The organism is Psychrobacter proteolyticus (assembly GCF_039762275.1).
In the GTDB taxonomy this organism is placed as follows: domain Bacteria; phylum Pseudomonadota; class Gammaproteobacteria; order Pseudomonadales; family Moraxellaceae; genus Psychrobacter; species Psychrobacter proteolyticus_C.
The window spans coordinates 1-1,147 of the sequence record NZ_JBDLOB010000014.1; the positions used below are offsets into that span (position 1 = coordinate 1).

Consider the following 1,147-nt stretch of genomic DNA (forward strand, 5'->3'; position numbering starts at 1 on the left):
GGATCGCCAATCTGAATACCTGCTTCATTGGTTAAGGTGATGATGTCACCTGCGGTACCAGTGCCGGTCACATTAAATCCAGCACCTGCTTCAATCGCATTGATGATGTCATCGCCTGTGACTGCATCTATCTCAGGAGCATCAGCATCAGCATCAGCATCAGCATCAGCATCAGCATCAGCATCAGCATCAGCATCAGCATCAGCATCAGCATCAGCGTCAGCGTCAGCATCAGCATCAGCATCAGCATCGGCGTCTGCATCGGCATCAGCATCAGCATCAGCATCAGCATCAGCATCAGCATCAGCATCAGCATCAGCATCAGCATCAGCATCGGCGTCTGCATCGGCATCAGCGTCGGCATCAGCGTCGGCATCAGCATCGGCATCAGCATCGGCGTCAGCATCAGCATCAGCATCAGCATCAGCATCAGCATCAGCGTCAGCATCAGCGTCAGCATCAGCATCAGCATCGGCATCGGCGTCAGCGTCGGCATCGGCATCGGCATCGGCATCGGCATCGGCATCGGCATCGGCATCGGCATCGGCATCGGCATCGGCATCGGCATCAGCATCAGCATCAGCATCGGCATCGGCATCAGCATCGGCATCAGCATCGGCATCAGCGTCTGCATCGGCATCAGCATCGGCATCAGCATCGGCGTCAGCATCGGCGTCAGCATCAGCGTCAGCATCAGCGTCAGCATCAGCATCAGCGTCAGCATCGGCATCAGCGTCTGCATCAGCGTCTGCATCAGCATCAGCATCAGCGTCTGCATCGGCGTCTGCATCGGCATCAGCATCAGCATCAGCATCAGCATCAGCATCAGCATCAGCATCAGCGTCTGCATCGGCATCGGCATCGGCATCAGCATCGGCATCAGCATCAGCGTCTGCATCGGCATCAGCGTCTGCATCAGCGTCTGCATCAGCGTCTGCATCAGCATCGGCATCAGCATCAGCGTCTGCATCGGCGTCTGCATCGGCGTCTGCATCGGCATCAGCATCAGCATCGGCATCGGCATCAGCGTCTGCATCGGCATCAGCGTCTGCATCAGCGTCTGCATCAGCGTCTGCATCAGCATCGGCATCAGCATCAGCGTCTGCATCGGCGTCTGCATCGGCGTCTGCATCGGCATCAGCATCAG

The 1,147-nt window shown here is 57.4% G+C and carries 1 protein-coding gene; it reads right to left on the bottom strand.

Annotated features, from left to right (window positions below; all coding sequences use genetic code 11):
• Positions 1 to 127 precede the first annotated feature (127 nt).
• Positions 128 to 1,147 (bottom strand): hypothetical protein (locus tag ABFV72_RS13060; RefSeq protein WP_347164104.1); only part of this gene is annotated, 1,020 nt, incomplete at its 5' end.